We start from the raw sequence: 342 nt of genomic DNA, 5'->3' as shown, positions 1-342 counted from the left end.
CCCGCAGCAGCTGGGCACGACGGCTCCACGAGCTCGTGACTACCCGTCCTCCAATGAACCTCCGGGGCATGGGAATCCCGGACGGGTGGGCTGACAACCCCTTCTGGAGTCGGCACCTCAACTGACCGATGTTGATGTTGCCGGGTGCGCGAGCTCTGAACAGGGCCCGGAGTCGTCGTCGACGTTCTCGGTCACGACGCGATGGACGACGCCGACGGAGACGCCGGTGCCGCGGCTGATCTGCCGGATTGACTGTCCTTCGTCTCGGCGGGCGAGGATGGCGCGGCGTTTGTCGTCGTCGACGACGGGCGGACGTCCGCCGGTTCGCCCTTGTCGTTTGGC

1 protein-coding gene is annotated in these 342 nt (G+C 67.3%); it reads right to left on the bottom strand.

Annotation, left to right across the window (positions count from 1 at the left end; genetic code table 11):
* Window positions 1-117: 117 nt before the first annotated feature.
* A partial coding sequence (locus IF64_RS27815; protein ID WP_428829445.1) for a helix-turn-helix domain-containing protein occupies window positions 118-342 on the bottom strand: 225 nt, incomplete at its 5' end.

Origin of the sequence: Prauserella rugosa (genome assembly GCF_000719975.1) — a bacterium.
Lineage (GTDB): Bacteria > Actinomycetota > Actinomycetes > Mycobacteriales > Pseudonocardiaceae > Prauserella > Prauserella rugosa.
The sequence above is the reverse complement of the archived record's forward strand: the minus strand, read 5'-3'. Positions and strand labels throughout refer to the sequence as shown.